Here is a 13,942-nt window from a genome sequence, read left to right as displayed (position 1 = left end):
AGGTCACTTGTGAGCCGCCTCCACTTCCGGCTTCGGGTCCTTCTTGTGGACGTCGGACAGGGTGTGCTTGACCGCCGGGTTCACCAGCTCGGTGACCGGCTTCGGATACACACCGAGGAAGATCAGTACGCCGATCAGCGGGACCACGACCGCGAGTTCACGCAACCGCAGATCCGCGATGCCCTCGGTCGACGGCTTCACCGGGCCCGTCATGGTGCGCTGGTAGAGGACCAGCGTGTAGAGCGCGGCGAGCACGATGCCGAAGGTGGCGATGATGCCGATCACCGGGTAGCGCGTGAACGTGCCGACCAGGACCAGGAATTCACTGACGAAGGGCGCGAGCCCCGGCAGCGAGAGGGTGGCGAGGCTCCCGATGAGGAAGGTCCCCGCCAGCACCGGGGCGACCTTCTGTACGCCCCCGTAGTCCGCGATGAGCCGCGAGCCGCGCCGCGAGATCAGGAATCCGGCGACCAGCATCAGCGCGGCCGTCGAGATCCCGTGGTTGACCATGTAGAGCGTCGCGCCGGACTGGCCCTGGCTGGTCATCGCGAAGATGCCCATGATGATGAAGCCGAAGTGCGAGATCGACGCGTAGGCGACCAGGCGCTTGATGTCGCGCTGGCCGACCGCGAGCAACGCCCCGTAGACGATGCTGATCAGGGCGAGCACCAGGATCACCGGCGTCGCCCACTTGCTGGCCTCCGGGAAGAGCTGGAGGCAGAAGCGGAGCATCGCGAAGGTGCCGACCTTGTCGACGACCGCCGTGATCAGTACGGCGACCGGGGCGGTGGCCTCGCCCATCGCGTTCGGCAGCCAGGTGTGCAGCGGCCACAGCGGGGCCTTCACCGCGAAGGCGAAGAAGAAGCCCAGGAAGAGCAGGCGCTCGGTGTTGGTCGCCATGTCGAGCGAGCCGCTCGCCCGCGCCTCGGCGATCTCCGAGAGCGAGAAGGTGCCCGCCACTACGTAGAGGCCGATGACGGCCGCCAGCATGATGAGGCCGCCGACGAGGTTGTAGAGGAGGAACTTGACGGCCGCGTACGAGCGTTGGGTCGCGGCCTCCTTCTCGCCGTGCGGTCCCGCGCGGTCCCCGAAGCCGCCGATGAGGAAGTACATCGGGATGAGCATGGCTTCGAAGAAGATGTAGAAGACGAAGACGTCGGTGGCCTCGAAGGAGATGATCACCATCGCCTCGACGAGGAGGATCAGGGCGAAGAATCCCTGGGTCGGCCGCCACCGGCTGCTGCCCGTCTCCTGCGGGTCGGCGTCGTGCCAGCCCGCGAGGATCACGAACGGGATCAGCAGCGCGGTCAGCGCGATGAGCGCCACCCCGATGCCGTCCACACCCAGCTCGTAACGGACCCCGAAGTCCGCGATCCACGCGTGCGATTCGGTGAGTTGGAAGCGTCCGCCGCCCGGGTCGAACCGGACCGCGACCACCGCCGCGAGGACCAGGGTGGCGAGCGAGAACAGCAGCGCGAGCCACTTGGCCGCGGTGCGCCGCTTCGCCGGTACGGCGGCCGTGGCGATCGCGCCCACGGCCGGCAGTACCGCCGTCGCTGTCAGCAGAGGAAAGGACATCGGTATCAGACCGCCCTCATCAGCAGGGTCACCGCGGCGATGACCGCCGCGCCGCCGAACATCGAGACGGCGTACGAGCGCACGTAGCCGTTCTGGAGCTTGCGCAGCCGACCGGACAGGCCGCCGACCGAGGCCGCCGTCCCGTTGACCACCCCGTCGACCAGGGTGTGGTCGACGTACACGAGAGAGCGCGTCAGATGCTCGCCGCCGCGCACCAGGACCACGTGGTTGAAGTCGTCCTGGAGCAGGTCGCGCCGGGCGGCGCGGGTGAGCAGCGAGCCGCGCGGGGCGACGACGGGAACCTCGCGGCGCCCGTACTGGAGCCAGGCGAGCCCCACACCGATCACCAGGCACACCATGGTGGCGCCGGTGACCACGCCCGCGCTGATGGGCGCGTGCCCGTGGTCGTGCCCGGTGACCGGCTCCAGCCAGTGCAGGAAGCGGTCCCCGATGGAGAAGAAGCCACCGGCGAAGACCGAACCGACCGCGAGCACGATCATCGGGATCGTCATGGAGGACGGGGACTCGTGCGGGTGCGGCTCGTTCCCGTCCTCGTCCGGCTGCCAGCGCTTCTCACCGAAGAAGGTCATGATCATTACGCGGGTCATGTAGAAGGCGGTAATGGCCGCGCCCAGGAGGGCGACGCCCCCGAGGATCCAGCCTTCCGTCCCGCCCTTGGCGAACGCCGCCTCGATGATCTTGTCCTTGGAGAAGAAGCCGGACAGCCCCGGGAAGCCGATGATGGCCAGATACCCGAGACCGAAGGTCACGAAGGTGACCGGCATGTACTTGCGCAGCGCGCCGTACTTCCGCATGTCCACCTCGTCGTTCATGCCGTGCATGACCGAACCGGCGCCGAGGAAGAGGCCCGCCTTGAAGAAGCCGTGCGTCACCAGGTGCATGATCGCGAAGACGTAGCCGATGGGGCCGAGGCCCGCGGCGAGGATCATGTAGCCGATCTGCGACATCGTCGAGCCGGCGAGGGCCTTCTTGATGTCGTCCTTCGCGCAACCGACGATCGCACCGAACAGCAGCGTGACCGCGCCGACGATGGTGACCACCAACTGCGCGTCCGGCGCGGCGTTGAAGATCGCGCCGGACCGGACGATCAGGTAGACACCGGCGGTCACCATGGTCGCGGCGTGGATGAGGGCCGAGACCGGGGTCGGGCCCTCCATCGCGTCCCCGAGCCAGGACTGCAGCGGCACCTGCGCCGACTTGCCGCACGCGGCGAGCAGCAGCATCAGACCGATGGCGGTGAGCTTGCCCTCGCTGGTGTCCCCGGTCGCCCCCAGGACAGGACCGAAGGCGAAGGTCCCGAAGGTCGTGAACATCAGCATGATCGCGATGGACAGGCCCATGTCGCCGACGCGGTTGACCAGGAACGCCTTCTTGGCGGCCGTGGCCGCGCTCGGCTTGTGCTGCCAGAAGCCGATCAGCAGGTACGAGGCGAGGCCCACGCCCTCCCAACCGACGTACAGCAGCAGGTAGTTGTCGGCGAGTACGAGCAGCAGCATCGCCGCGAGGAACAGGTTCAGGTAGCCGAAGAAGCGGCGGCGCCGCTCGTCGTGCTCCATGTACCCGATCGAGTAGATGTGGATCAGTGTGCCCACACCGGAGATCAGCAGCACGAACGTCATCGACAGCTGGTCGAGATGGAACGCAACGTCCGCCTGGAAGCCCTCGACGGGGATCCAGCTGAACAGGTGCTGGCTGAGCGTGCGGTCCTCCGGGCCCTTGCCGAGCAGGTCGGAGAAGAGCACGACGGCGATGACGAAGGACACGGCCGCGAGCAGCGTGCCGAGCAGATGGCCCACCCGGTCCAAGGCCCGCCCGCCGCACAGCAGTACGGCCGCTCCGAGCAGTGGCGCCGCGACAAGCAGCGCAATCAGGTTCTCCACGATTCAGCGACCCCTTACAGCTTCATCAGGCTGGCGTCGTCGACCGAGGCCGAGTGGCGGGAACGGAACAGCGACACGATGATCGCGAGCCCGACCACGACCTCGGCGGCGGCGACGACCATCGTGAAGAACGCGATGATCTGGCCGTCGAGATTGCCGTGCATGCGGGAGAACGCGACGAACGCGAGGTTGCACGCGTTCAGCATCAGCTCGATGCACATGAACACGACGATCGCGTTCCGCCTGATGAGCACGCCGGTGGCGCCGATCGTGAACAACAGGGCGGCGAGATACAGGTAGTTGACCGGATTCACTTCGACGCCTCCTCGGCCCGCTCGAGATCGGCCCGCTCGGCCTCCGGGCGCTCAAGGCGCTCGGACGACCGCTGCTCCAGCGCCTTCAGGTCGCTCATCGCCTCACCGGACACGTCCCGGATCTGGCCGCGCTCGCGCAGCGTCTGCATGACCGTGAGCTCCGACGGGGTGCCGTCGGGGAGCAGGCCCGCGATGTCCACCGCGTTGTGCCGGGCGTAGACGCCGGGGGCGGGCAGCGGCGGCAGGTGCTTGCCCTCGCGGACCCGCTGCTCGGCCAACTCGCGCTGGGTCTTGGCCCGTTCGGTGCGCTCGCGGTGCGTGAGCACCATCGCTCCGACCGCGGCCGTGATCAGCAGGGCGCCGGTGATCTCGAAGGCGAAGACGTACTTGGTGAAGATGAGGGACGCGAGCCCCTCCACGTTCCCCCCGGCGTTCGCCTTGCCGAGGCCGTTGAACTGCTTCAGCGAGGCGTTGCCGATCCCCGCGATGAGCAGCACCCCGAAGCCGAGCCCGCACAGGGCGGCGAGCCAGCGCTGCCCCTTGATGGTCTCCTTCAGGGAGTCGGCGGCGGTGACGCCGACGAGCATCACCACGAAGAGGAACAGCATCATGATCGCGCCGGTGTAGACGACGATCTGCACGATGCCCAGGAAGTACGCCCCGTTGGCCAGATAGAAGACCGCGAGGATGATCATGGTTCCGGCCAGGCACAGGGCGCTGTGCACGGCCTTCTTCATGAGGATCGTGCACAGGGCGCCGATGACGGCGACCGTGCCGAGGATCCAGAACTGGAAGGCCTCACCGGTGGAGGTGGTGGAGGCGGCGAGGGTGGTGACGGCTGCACTCATGCGTCGGCCCCCTCGGGATCAGGCTTCTCGCCCTTGGAGACGGCCACTTGGGGCTTCGTGCCGGGCGCCGCCTCGGTGACGAGACCCCGGTAGTAGTCCTGCTCGTCCATGCCGGGGAAGATCGAGTGCGGCGACTCGACCATGCCCTCTTCGAGCCCGGCGAGCAGCTGCTCCTTGGTGTAGATCAGGTTGGCGCGGCTGCTGTCGGCGAGCTCGAACTCGTTCGTCATCGTCAACGCGCGCGTGGGGCACGCCTCGATGCACAGGCCGCACAGAATGCAGCGGGCGTAGTTGATCTGGTAGACGCGGCCGTAGCGCTCACCCGGGGAGTACCGCTCCTCCTCCGTGTTGTCCGCGCCCTCCACGTAGATCGCGTCCGCCGGGCAGGCCCACGCGCACAGCTCGCAGCCGACGCACTTCTCCAGGCCGTCCGGATGGCGGTTGAGCTGGTGCCTGCCGTGGAAGCGGGGAGCGGTGGTCTTCGGTTGCTCCGGGTACTGCTCGGTCAGCCGCTTCTTGAACATGGCCTTGAAGGTCACGCCGAAGCCGGCGACGGGGTTCTGGAACCCCGGCTCGGTGTCCTTCCCCTGGCCGGAGTTGGTCTCGTCAGCCATCGGACGCCTCCTTTCCTTCGCGAGATCCGCCAAGCGACTCGTCACTCTGAGTATCGGGGCCACCACTGACAATCAGCTCCCGCTCGCGGCGGGACCGCCTGCGCGGCACGGGCGGCAACTGCTGTCCGGGCAGCGGCGGCACGGGGAATCCGCCCGCCATCGGGTCGAAGGCGACCGGCTCCTCGGCCGCAGCGTCCTCGGTGGCTCGCTTGGCCCCGCGGTCGCGGAAGATGTCCACGACGAACGACAGCAGCAGGACCACAAGGATCGCGGCGCCGACGTACAGAGCGGTGGAGGCGAAGTCGACGTTCTCGTTGCGCAGCGTGCGCACGGTCGCCACCAGCATCAGCCACACCACGGAGACCGGGATGAGGACCTTCCAGCCGAGCTTCATCAACTGGTCGTAGCGGACGCGCGGGAGCGTGCCGCGCAGCCAGATGAAGAAGAACAGCAGCAGCTGGACCTTGATGACGAACCAGAGCATCGGCCACCAGCCGTGGTTCGCGCCCTCCCAGAACGTGGAGACCGGCCACGGCGCCCGCCAGCCGCCCAGGAAGAGCGTCACGGACACCGCCGAGACCGTCACCATGTTCACGTACTCGGCGAGCATGAACATCGCGAACTTGATGGACGAGTACTCGGTGTTGAAGCCGCCGACGAGGTCGCCCTCGGACTCCGGCATGTCGAACGGCGCGCGGTTCGTCTCCCCGACCATCGTCACGATGTAGATCAGGAACGAGACCGGCAGCAGGATCACGTACCAGCGGTCGTGCTGCTGGGCGACGATCTCCGAGGTCGACATCGAGCCCGAGAAGAGGAACACCGAGGCGAAGGCCGCGCCCATCGCGATCTCGTACGAGATCATCTGCGCGCAGGACCGCAGGCCGCCGAGGAGCGGGTACGTCGATCCGGAGGACCAGCCCGCGAGGACGATGCCGTAGATGCCGACGGAGGCGACCGCGAGGATGTAGAGCATCGCGATCGGCAGGTCGGTGAGCTGCATCGTCGTACGGTGACCGAAGATCGAGATCTCGTTGCCGGCCGGGCCGAACGGGATCACGGCGATCGCCATGAAGGCGGGGATCGCGGCGACGATCGGCGCGAGGATGTAGACCACCTTGTCCGCGCGCTTGACGATCACGTCTTCCTTGAGCATCAGCTTGATGCCGTCGGCGAGCGACTGGAGCATGCCCCAGGGGCCGTGCCGGTTCGGGCCGATGCGCAGCTGCATCCAGGCGACGACCTTGCGCTCCCACACGATGGAGAACAGCACGGTCACCATCAGGAAGGCGAAGCAGAAGACCGCCTTGACGACGACCAGCCACCAGGGGTCGCGGCCGAACATGGAGAGGTCTTCGAGCGCCACGGTGTTGAGCGCTGCTGGACTCATGACTGCACCTCCGGGACTCCGGCGGCGACGGCCGGGCCGATCTTCACGAGGTCGCCGGGGACGGCCCCCGTGTCCGAAGCGACGCCGCCGCCCGCGGAGTTGAGCGGCAGCCACACCACCCGGTCGGGCATCTCGGTGACCTGGAGCGGGAACTCGACGCTGCCAAGCGCCCCGGTCACCGCCACCGTGTCGCCGTCCTTGACGCCCGCCTCCGCGGCGGTCGTCGCGGACACGCGCGCGTGGGCGGCGTGCCGGGTTCCGGCGAGCGCGTCGTCGCCCTCCTGGAGGCGGCCCTGGTCGAGCAGCAGCCGGTGCCCGGCGAGGACGGCCTCTCCGGCGTCCGGCCGCGGCAGCTGGCCCGCCGTCTCCAGGGGCTCGGTGGAGCGCGGCCCGTCCCAGTTGCCGAGCCGGTCCAACTCGCCGCGCAGCGACCGCAGATCGGGCAGGCCCAGGTGTACGTCCATGGCGTCCGCCACCATTTGCAGCACGCGCGCGTCCGTGGGTGCCACGCGGCGCGTCATCTGGTCGGGCTTCAGCGCGGCCTCGAACATCCGGGCGCGGCCCTCCCAGTTGAGGAACGTGCCCGCCTTCTCGGCGACCGCGGCCACCGGGAGGACGACGTCGGCGTGGTCGGTGACCTCGCTCGGCCGCTGCTCAAGGGAGACCAGGAAGCCCACCTCGTGAAGGGCTTCACGCGCGCGTGCCGGGGACGGCAGGTCGGCGACCTCGACCCCGGCCACCACAAGGGCCCGCAGTTCACCAGTGGCCGCGGCCTCCACGATCTGCCCGGTGTCCCGCCCGTAGCGGTGCGGGAGTTCGGCCACGCCCCAGACGGAGGCGACCTCGTCCCGCGCGCGCGGGTCCATCGCCGGACGGCCGCCCGGCAGCAGCGAGGCCAGCGCGCCCGCCTCGACGGCGCCGCGCTCCCCGGCCCTGCGCGGGATCCACACCAGCTGGGCGCCGGTCGCGGACGCGGCCCGTACGGCGGCGGTGAGCCCGCCCGCGACGGCCGCGACCCGCTCGCCGACGACGATCACGGCGCCCTCGCCGCGCAGCGCCTGCGCGGCATCCGCTCCCCCGCCTTCGAGGCCGACCCCGGAGGCGAGCGCGTCAAGCCACTCGGGCTCGGTGCCGGGCGCGGCGGGCAGCAGTGTGCCGCCCGCCTTCTCCAGGCCGCGCGTCGCATACGTAGACAGCGCATAGACCTTCTGGCCGCGATTGCGCCACGCCTTGCGGAGCTTGAGGAAGACGCCGGGCGCCTCCTCCTCCGACTCGAAGCCCACCAGGAGGACCGCGGGGGCCTTCTCCAGGGCCGCGTACGTGACTCCTTCGCCGTCCAGGTCGCGACCGCGACCGGCGACGCGGGCCGCCAGGAAGTCGGCTTCCTCGCCGCTGTGCACGCGCGCGCGGAAGTCGATGTCGTTCGTGTCGAGGCCGATGCGCGCGAACTTGCTGTACGCGTAGGCGTCCTCGACGGTGAGCCGGCCACCGGTGAGCACCCCGGCCCGGCCGCGGGCGGCGGCGAGCCCGTTCGCGGCGGCCTCCAGCGCCTCCGGCCAGGAAGCGGGCCGCAGTTCACCGCTCTCCGCGTCCCGTACGAGGGGGTGGGTGAGCCGGTCCGGCTTCTGCGCGTAACGGAAGCCGAAGCGGCCCTTGTCGCAGATCCACTCCTCGTTGACCTCGGGGTCGTTGGCCGCGAGGCGGCGCATGACCTTGCCGCGCCGGTGGTCGGTGCGGGTCGCGCAGCCACCGGAGCAGTGCTCACACACCGAAGGCGACGACACGAGGTCGAAGGGCCGGGAGCGGAACCGGTACGCAGCCGAGGTCAGCGCGCCGACCGGGCAGATCTGGATCGTGTTCCCGGAGAAGTACGACTCGAAGGGGTCGCCCTCACCCGTGCCGACCTGCTGGAGCGCGCCGCGCTCGATCAGCTCGATCATCGGGTCGCCCGCGATCTGGTTGGAGAACCGGGTGCAGCGGGCGCACAGCACGCAGCGCTCGCGGTCGAGCAGCACCTGCTTCGAGATCGGCACCGGCTTCTCGTAGGTGCGCTTCTTGCCCTCGAAGCGGGAGTCGGCCTGGCCGTGCGACATCGCCTGGTTCTGCAGCGGGCACTCGCCGCCCTTGTCGCAGACCGGGCAGTCGAGGGGGTGGTTGATGAGCAGCAGCTCCATGACCCCCTTCTGCGCCTTCTCGGCGACCGGGGAGGAGAGCTGGCTCTTGACCACCATGCCGTCGGTGCAGGTGATGGTGCAGGACGCCATCGGCTTGCGCTGGCCCTCCACCTCCACGATGCACTGCCGGCAGGCGCCCGCCGGGTCGAGGAGCGGGTGGTCGCAGAAGCGCGGGATCTCGATGCCGAGCATCTCGGCGGCCCGGATGACCAGGGTCCCCTTGGGGACGCTGATCTCGATGCCGTCGATGGTGAGGGTGACCAGGTCCTCCGGCGGAACCGCCGCCTCGCCGCCCCCGGAGGGAGCGCTAGTGGTCACAGTCATGCGTTCACCTCCGTGCGGTGCTGGTCGGCCCGGTCCGCCCAGAGCGTGGACTTGGCCGGGTCGAAGGGGCAGGCCTTGCCCGTGATGTGCTGCTCGTACTCCTCGCGGAAGTACTTGAGCGAGGAGAAAATCGGCGAGGCGGCGCCGTCACCGAGGGCGCAGAACGACTTGCCGTTGATGTTGTCGGCGATGTCGTTCAGCTTGTCGAGGTCGGACATCGTGCCCTTGCCGGCCTCGATGTCGCGGAGCAACTGGACGAGCCAGTACGTTCCTTCGCGGCACGGCGTGCACTTGCCGCAGGACTCGTGGGCGTAGAACTCGGTCCACCGCGTGACCGCGCGCACGACGCAGGTCGTCTCGTCGAAGCACTGCAACGCCTTGGTGCCGAGCATCGATCCGGCGGCGCCGACTCCCTCGTAGTCGAGGGGTACGTCGAGGTGCTCGTCGGTGAACATCGGCGTGGAACTGCCGCCCGGGGTCCAGAACTTGAGGCGGTGTCCTGGGCGCATGCCGCCGCTCATGTCGAGGAGCTGGCGCAGCGTGATGCCGAGCGGGGCCTCGTACTGTCCTGGGCTCGCGACGTGGCCGCTGAGCGAGTACAGCGTGAAGCCCGGGGACTTCTCGCTGCCCATCGATTTGAACCAGTCCTTCCCCCGATTGATGATCGCGGGAACTGATGCGATGGACTCGACGTTGTTCACCACAGTGGGGCAGGCGTAGAGGCCCGCGACCGCGGGGAAAGGGGGGCGGAGTCGCGGCTGACCACGACGGCCTTCGAGCGAGTCCAGGAGTGCGGTCTCCTCACCACAGATGTACGCGCCCGCGCCCGCGTGCACGGTGAGTTCGAGGTTGAGACCGGACCCCAGGACGTTCTGCCCGAGATACCCCGCGGCGTAGGCCTCGCGCACTGCTTCGTGCAAGCGCCGCAGTACGGGGACCACTTCACCGCGCAAGTAGATGAACGCGTGCTCGGAACGGATCGCGTAACAGGCGATCACGATGCCCTCGATGAGGCTGTGCGGATTGGCGAAGAGGAGCGGGATGTCCTTGCAGGTCCCGGGCTCCGATTCGTCGGCGTTGACAACTAGATAGTGCGGCTTGCCGTCTCCCTGAGGGATGAACTGCCACTTCATCCCGGTCGGGAATCCGGCGCCACCACGCCCGCGGAGCCCCGCGTCCTTCACGTACGCGATCAGGTCGTCCGGCTGCATCGCGAGGGCCTTGCGCAGCCCCTCGTAGCCCTCATGCCGGCGATACACATCCAAGGACCAGGACTTGTCCTGGTCCCAGAAGGCCGACAGGACCGGAGAGAGCAGCTTCTCCGGGCTGGTGTCGTTGTTGTCGATCTCGGCGGCCAAGGTCATCACTCCCCCTCCTGACTGGTCTGGCCGGCTGGAGACTCGCCTTCGGCCTCCGCGTCGCGCGGGTGGACCACGCGCGCGGGGGCCACTTCGCCCTTGGCCAGGCGGAGTCCGATCAGCGAGGCGGGGCCCGCGCTGCCGCTCGCGTCGACGGATCCCTCCCGCTCGTCCGGGAAGCCGGCCAGAATGCGCGCGGTCTCCTTGAAGGTGCACAAGGGGGCGCCGCGCGTGGGTGACACCTGCGCGTCCGCGCGCAGGTCGTCGACGAGCCGCTTGGCGGTCTCGGGCGTCTGGTTGTCGAAGAACTCCCAGTTGACCATCACCACGGGAGCGAAATCACAAGCGGCGTTGCACTCGATGTGCTCCAGCGTGATCTTGCCGTCGTCCGTGGTCCCGTTGTTGCCGACGCCGAGGTGCTCCTGGAGCGACTCGAAGATGGCGTCGCCGCCCATGACGGCGCACAACGTGTTGGTGCAGACGCCGACTTGGTAGTCGCCGCTCGGCTTGCGGCGGTACATCGTGTAGAAGGTCGCGACGGCCGTGACCTCGGCGGTGGTCAGGTCGAGCATGTCCGCGCAGAACTGCATGCCGGTGCGCGTGACATGGCCCTCCTCCGACTGCACGAGGTGCAGCAGCGGCAGCAGCGCCGAACGGGAGCCGGGGTAGCGGGAGATGATCTCCTTCGCGTCCGCCTCCAGGCGGGTGCGGACGTCGTCCGGGTAGGCGGGCGCGGGCAGTTGTGGCATGCCCAGACTTACGCCCTGCTCCGAAGAACTGGTGGTCACCGGTCGACGCCTCCCATCACGGGGTCGATGGACGCGACGGCGACGATGACGTCGGCGACCTGGCCGCCCTCGCACATCGCCGCCATGGCCTGAAGGTTGGTGAAGGACGGGTCGCGGAAGTGGACCCGGAAGGGGCGGGTGCCGCCGTCGGACACGGCGTGCACCCCCAGCTCGCCCTTGGGCGACTCCACGGCGGTGTACGCCTGTCCCGGCGGGACGCGGAAGCCCTCGGTCACCAGCTTGAAGTGGTGGATGAGGGCCTCCATGGAGGTGCCCATGATGTTCTTGATGTGGTCGAGCGAGTTGCCCAATCCGTCTGGCCCGAGGGCCAGTTGGGCGGGCCAGGCGATCTTCTTGTCGCCGACCATGACCGGACCCGGCTCCAGGCGGTCCAGGCACTGCTCGACGATGCGCAGCGACTGGCGCATCTCCTCCAGGCGGATCAGGAAGCGCCCGTAGGAGTCGCAGGTGTCGGCGGTCGGGATCTCGAAGTCGTAGTTCTCGTAGCCGCAGTACGGCTGCGCCTTGCGCAGGTCGTGCGGCAGTCCCGCGGAGCGCAGGATCGGTCCTGTGGCGCCGAGGGCCATGCAGCCCGCGAGGTCGAGGTAGCCGACGTCCTGCATACGGGCCTTGAAGATGGGGTTCCCGGTGGCGAGCTTGTCGTACTCGGGAAGGTTCTTCTTCATCTTCTTCACGAACTCGCGCAGCGCGTCCACCGCGCCGGGCGGCAGGTCCTGGGCGAGGCCGCCGGGCCGGACGTACGCGTGGTTCATGCGCAGGCCGGTGATCAACTCGTAGACATCGAGAACGAGTTCACGATCACGGAATCCGTAGATCATGATCGTGGTCGCGCCGAGCTCCATGCCGCCGGTGGCGATGGCCACCAGGTGCGAGGACATCCGGTTCAGCTCCATGAGGAGCACGCGGATGATGTTCGCGCGGTCCGGGACCTCGTCCTCGATGCCGAGGAGCTTCTCGACCGCGAGGCAGTACGCCGTCTCGTTGTAGAACGGCGTCAGGTAGTCCATGCGCGTCACGAACGTGGTGCCCTGCGTCCACGTGCGGTACTCGAGGTTCTTCTCGATGCCGGTGTGGAGGTAGCCGATGCCGCAGCGGGCCTCGGTGACCGTCTCGCCGTCGATCTCCAGGATCAGGCGCAACACCCCGTGCGTGGACGGGTGTTGGGGCCCCATGTTGACGATGATGCGCTCGTCGTCGGACTTGGCCGCCTGCTGGGCGACCTCGTCCCAGTCACCTCCGGTGACCGTGTAGACGGTGCCTTCGGTGGTTTCACGCGGGGAGGCAGAAGGAGTGGTCATCAGCTGTACGACCTCCGCTGGTCCGGAGCCGGGATCTGGGCGCCCTTGTACTCGACGGGGATGCCGCCGAGGGGGTAGTCCTTGCGCTGCGGGAAGCCCTGCCAGTCGTCCGGCATCATGATCCGCGTCAGCGCGGGGTGGCCGTCGAAGACGATGCCGAAGAAGTCGTACGCCTCGCGCTCGTGCCAGTCGTTCGTCGGATACACCGGGACCAGGGTCGGGATGTGCGGGTCCGCGTCGGGCGCGGAGACCTCGAGACGGATCAGCCGGTTGTGGGTGATCGACCGCAGGTGGTAGACGGCGTGCAGCTCACGCCCCTTGTCCTCGGGGTAGTGCACCGCCGAGACCCCCGTGCACAGTTCGAAGCGCAGGGCCGGGTCGTCGCGCAGGGTGCGGGCGACGCGGACCAGGTGCTCGCGCTCGATGTGGAAGGTGAGCTCGCCGCGGTCGACGACCGTCTTGTCGATGGCGTTCTCGGGGACGAGGCCCTGTTCCTCCAGGGCGCCCTCCAGCTCGTCGGCCACCTCGTCGAACCACCCGCCGTAGGGGCGGGAGGACTCGCCGGGCAGCCGGATCGAGCGGACGAGGCCGCCGTAACCGGAGGTGTCGCCGCCATTGTTGGCGCCGAACATGCCGCGCTGGACGCGGATCTCCTCGCCCTGGTCGCCGCGCTGCCCCGGGAGGTTGGAAGCGCTGAGGTCCTTTTCGGGGTTGACCCCGCCCGAGCCCTGCTCGGGCCCCTTGCCGTTCTGCGCGTCGCTCACCGCAGCAGCCCCTTCATCTCGATCGTCGGGAGCGCCTTGCGCGCCGCTTCCTCCGCCTCGCGGGCCGCCTCCTCGGCGTTCACACCGAGCTTGGAGTTCTGGACCTTCTCGTGGAGCTTGAGAATCGCGTCCATCAGCATCTCGGGCCGGGGCGGACAGCCGGGCAGATAGATGTCGACCGGGATGACGTGGTCGACGCCCTGCACGATCGCGTAGTTGTTGAACATCCCGCCGGACGAGGCGCAGACGCCCATGGAGATGACCCACTTGGGGTTGGGCATCTGGTCGTAGACCTGGCGAAGGACGGGCGCCATCTTCTGGCTCACCCGCCCTGCCACGATCATCAGGTCCGCCTGGCGGGGCGATCCGCGGAAGACCTCCATGCCGAACCGCGCCAGGTCGTATCGGCCCGCGCCCGTCGTCATCATCTCGATGGCACAACAGGCGAGCCCGAACGTGGCGGGGAACATGGAGGACTTGCGCACCCAGCCCGCGGCCTGTTCGACGGTGGTCAGCAGGAATCCGCTCGGCAGCTTTTCTTCGAGTCCCATTGGTCTGTGGCTCCTGGTC

12 protein-coding genes are annotated in these 13,942 nt (G+C 68.6%); all 12 read right to left on the bottom strand.

Features of this window, described 5'->3' with window-relative positions:
• Positions 1-3: 3 nt before the first annotated feature.
• Genes RBJ65_RS01975 through RBJ65_RS01920 form a run of 12 tightly spaced genes read right to left on the bottom strand, consistent with a single transcriptional unit; the run spans position 4 to position 13,923 of the window.
• Positions 4-1,578: an NADH-quinone oxidoreductase subunit M gene (locus RBJ65_RS01975; protein WP_306321105.1), complete on the bottom strand. Its 1,575-nt coding sequence runs from the start codon at positions 1,576-1,578 to the stop codon at positions 4-6.
• 5 nt (positions 1,579-1,583) lie between these two features.
• Positions 1,584-3,479, bottom strand: coding sequence for an NADH-quinone oxidoreductase subunit L (gene nuoL, locus RBJ65_RS01970; RefSeq protein ID WP_306321106.1), 1,896 nt, complete (start codon positions 3,477-3,479; stop codon positions 1,584-1,586).
• A gap of 14 nt (positions 3,480-3,493) precedes the next feature.
• Entirely contained in the window at positions 3,494-3,793 is a 300-nt protein-coding gene (nuoK, locus tag RBJ65_RS01965) for an NADH-quinone oxidoreductase subunit NuoK (protein ID WP_003974374.1), read from the bottom strand.
• Positions 3,790-4,641: an NADH-quinone oxidoreductase subunit J gene (locus RBJ65_RS01960; RefSeq protein ID WP_306321107.1), complete on the bottom strand. Its 852-nt coding sequence runs from the start codon at positions 4,639-4,641 to the stop codon at positions 3,790-3,792. Before RBJ65_RS01960 ends, nuoK begins: the two co-directional genes overlap by 4 nt.
• On the bottom strand, positions 4,638-5,255 hold the full coding sequence (gene nuoI, locus RBJ65_RS01955) for an NADH-quinone oxidoreductase subunit NuoI (protein WP_306321108.1): 618 nt from the start codon (positions 5,253-5,255) through the stop codon (positions 4,638-4,640). Before nuoI ends, RBJ65_RS01960 begins: the two co-directional genes overlap by 4 nt.
• Positions 5,248-6,645 carry an NADH-quinone oxidoreductase subunit NuoH gene (nuoH, locus tag RBJ65_RS01950; RefSeq protein WP_306321109.1) on the bottom strand — a complete coding sequence of 466 codons (1,398 nt, stop codon included), beginning with the start codon at positions 6,643-6,645 and terminating at the stop codon, positions 5,248-5,250. The genes nuoI and nuoH overlap by 8 nt, the downstream gene beginning before the upstream one ends.
• Entirely contained in the window at positions 6,642-9,143 is a 2,502-nt protein-coding gene (locus tag RBJ65_RS01945) for an NADH-quinone oxidoreductase subunit G (protein WP_306321110.1), read from the bottom strand. The genes nuoH and RBJ65_RS01945 overlap by 4 nt, the downstream gene beginning before the upstream one ends.
• Positions 9,140-10,507, bottom strand: a complete 1,368-nt coding sequence (gene nuoF, locus RBJ65_RS01940) for an NADH-quinone oxidoreductase subunit NuoF (protein WP_306321111.1) — start codon at positions 10,505-10,507, stop codon at positions 9,140-9,142. The genes RBJ65_RS01945 and nuoF overlap by 4 nt, the downstream gene beginning before the upstream one ends.
• Positions 10,507-11,289 carry an NADH-quinone oxidoreductase subunit NuoE gene (nuoE, locus tag RBJ65_RS01935; protein WP_306321112.1) on the bottom strand — a complete coding sequence of 261 codons (783 nt, stop codon included), beginning with the start codon at positions 11,287-11,289 and terminating at the stop codon, positions 10,507-10,509. Before nuoE ends, nuoF begins: the two co-directional genes overlap by 1 nt.
• Complete coding sequence (locus RBJ65_RS01930; RefSeq protein WP_306321113.1) at positions 11,286-12,608, bottom strand: NADH-quinone oxidoreductase subunit D; 1,323 nt, start codon at positions 12,606-12,608, stop codon at positions 11,286-11,288. Before RBJ65_RS01930 ends, nuoE begins: the two co-directional genes overlap by 4 nt.
• A complete protein-coding gene (locus RBJ65_RS01925) occupies positions 12,608-13,372 on the bottom strand; it encodes an NADH-quinone oxidoreductase subunit C (protein WP_306321114.1) in 765 nt (254 codons plus the stop codon). Before RBJ65_RS01925 ends, RBJ65_RS01930 begins: the two co-directional genes overlap by 1 nt.
• Positions 13,369-13,923, bottom strand: a complete 555-nt coding sequence (locus tag RBJ65_RS01920) for an NADH-quinone oxidoreductase subunit B family protein (RefSeq protein WP_306321115.1) — start codon at positions 13,921-13,923, stop codon at positions 13,369-13,371. The genes RBJ65_RS01925 and RBJ65_RS01920 overlap by 4 nt, the downstream gene beginning before the upstream one ends.
• Positions 13,924-13,942: the final 19 nt, after the last annotated feature.

Source organism: Streptomyces sp. KL109B (assembly GCF_030766935.1).
Taxonomy (GTDB): domain Bacteria; phylum Actinomycetota; class Actinomycetes; order Streptomycetales; family Streptomycetaceae; genus Streptomyces.
The sequence above is the reverse complement of the archived record's forward strand: the minus strand, read 5'-3'. Positions and strand labels throughout refer to the sequence as shown.